The organism is Streptomyces sp. NPDC059853, from assembly GCF_042731495.1.
In the GTDB taxonomy this organism is placed as follows: domain Bacteria; phylum Actinomycetota; class Actinomycetes; order Streptomycetales; family Streptomycetaceae; genus Streptomyces.
In genome coordinates, this window is sequence record NZ_JBHWJL010000496.1 from 1 (window position 1) to 2,282 (window position 2,282).

Sequence of the window (2,282 nt, forward strand, 5' to 3'; positions counted from 1 at the left end):
GAACGCCGCACAGGACCTGATGCCCGGGCGGGTGCTCCGCGTGGACCGTGGCCAGTGCGATCTCATCACGCCCCTGGGCACCGTACGGGCGGACACCGACGCGGTGCAGATCCACGGCGCGGTGGGCTGCTCCGACGGGCATCCGGCGAACCGCCTGTTCCGGGACGCCAAGATCATGGAGATCATCGAGGGCAGCTCCCAGATCCAGGAAATTCTCATCGCGCAGCATGCGCTGACCTCCGCCGGCGCCGGGCGCCCGCGGACACCGGAAGGGGGAGCCTCATGACCGGGGACGGCCGGGGCCGCGTCAAATGCCTGGTGTGGGACCTGGACCACACCGTGTGGGACGGGGTGCTGCTGGAGGACGGGGACGTCCACCTGCGTCCCGGGGTGCTGGAGACCCTGCGGGCGCTGGACGAGCGGGGCATCCTGCTCTCCGTCGCCAGCCGCAACGACCACGAGGTGGCGATGCGGCGGCTGACGGAACTGGGCGTCGCCGACTACTTCCTGGCCCCGCAGATCACCTGGGGCCCCAAGTCGGTGTCGGTGGAGGCGGTCGCCAAGTCCCTCAACATCGGGATCGACGCGCTGGCGTTCATCGACGACCAGCCCTTCGAACTGGAGGAGGTGGCGTTCGCCCACCCCCAGGTGCTGTGCGTGCACGCGGACACGGCGGCCGAACTGCCGGACCGCCCGGAGTTCACCCCGCGCTTCCGCACCGAGGACGCCTCCCGGCGCCGGGAGATGTACCGCAGCAGCGAGGCCCGGGTGCGGGCGGAGGAGAGCTTCGAGGGCGCGGGCGAGGAGTTCCTGGCCACCCTCGGCATGGTCTTCACCATCGACCGCGCGCAGGTGAGCGACCTCCAGCGGGCGGAGGAGCTGACGGTGCGCACCAATCAGCTCAACTCCACCGGTGCCACCTACTCCTACGAGGAACTGGAGGCGCTGTCGGCGTCCGAGGACCATCTGCTGCTGATGGCAGGGCTGGAGGACCGGTTCGGCAGCTACGGCCGGATCGGGCTGGCCCTGGTGGAAACGGCCGGGCCCGAGTGGCGGCTGAAGCTGCTGCTGATGTCCTGCCGGGTGATGAACCGGGGCGTGGGCACCGTGCTGCTGCACCATGTGATGCGGCTGGCACGGGAGAACGGGGCACGGCTGACGGCCGCCTTCGTACCCACCGACCGCAATCGCGTGATGTACGTGACCTACCGCTTCGCCGGTTTCGAGGAGACCGGCCGGGCGGGGGACGCGCTGGTGCTCACCGCGCCCGACGCCGAGGTGCCGCAGCCGCCCCCGTACCTCGACCTCCGCATCGGCGGCTGACCCCACCCCTCCCCCGGCTGGAAGGAGCCATCATGACCGCGCACGAACTACGGCAGCCCCAGCGCAAGGACTTCTCGGCGCTGGCCCGGGGCGGGCTGGACTTCGACAGTCTGCCGCTGCGGCTGTTCCGGAAGGGCCACGCGAAGGCGTGGAACCCGGCCGATCTGGATTTCTCCCGCGACGCCGAGGACTGGGCGCGGCTCGACGAGGTCTCGCGCGAGGCGTTCACCGGCCTGTGCGCGATGTTCCTGGCGGGCGAGGAGGCCGTCACCCACGATCTCCAGCCGTTCATGGCCGCCATGTCGCACGAGGGCCGGCTGGCGGACGAGATGTATCTGACCCAGTTCTGCTACGAGGAGGCCAAGCACACCGAGGTCTTCCGGATGTGGCTGGACGCGGTGGGCCTGCACGAGGACCTGAACGGCCTGGTGGCCGACAACCCGGGCTACCGGCGGATCTTCTTCGACGCGCTGCCGGAGTCGCTGGACCGGCTGCGGCACGAGCCGACGCCGCAGAACCAGGTGCGGGCCTCGGTCACCTACAACCACGTGGTGGAGGGCGTGCTGGCGCTGACCGGGTACTTCGCCTGGACCCGGATCTGCACCGAGCTGGACATCTTCCCCGGCATGCGGCAGATGATCTCCCGGATCCGGGACGACGAGCGGCGGCACATGGCGTGGGGCACCTACACCTGCCGCCGCCTGGTGGCGGCCGACCCCGGCAACTGGCAGATCGTCACCCGGCGGATGCGGGAGCTGCTGCCGCACGCCATCCGGCAGATCCAGCACGCCACCCGCGACTACCCGGCCGATCTGTTCGGTCTGGTGATGCGCGATCTGCTGGAGTACGCCACCGAGTGCGCGGGACGGCCGTCGAACGCACCGGGGCCCGCTACGGCGTCGAAGACACCGTGCTGGAAGTCCTGGTCACCGCCTTCCGCGAACTGCGCGGCGGACGCA

General features: G+C 70.5%; 3 protein-coding genes. All 3 read left to right on the top strand.

The window, feature by feature from the left end:
• A partial coding sequence (locus ACFV5N_RS27225) for an acyl-CoA dehydrogenase family protein (protein WP_385605020.1) occupies positions 1-286 on the top strand: 286 nt, incomplete at its 5' end.
• The gene (locus ACFV5N_RS27230) at positions 283-1,323 is read left to right on the top strand and encodes an HAD-IIIC family phosphatase (protein WP_385605023.1); all 1,041 of its coding nucleotides are present in this window, start codon (positions 283-285) and stop codon (positions 1,321-1,323) included. The genes ACFV5N_RS27225 and ACFV5N_RS27230, both read left to right, overlap by 4 nt.
• 32 nt (positions 1,324-1,355) lie before the next feature.
• A partial coding sequence (locus ACFV5N_RS27235) for a R2-like ligand-binding oxidase (protein ID WP_385605026.1) occupies positions 1,356-2,282 on the top strand: 927 nt, incomplete at its 3' end.

Excerpts from the sequence above, each read along its gene's own strand:
- ACFV5N_RS27230 (WP_385605023.1), top strand. The coding sequence starts at position 283 with ATGACCGGGGACGGCCGGGGCCGCGTCAAATGCCTGGTGTGGGACCTG.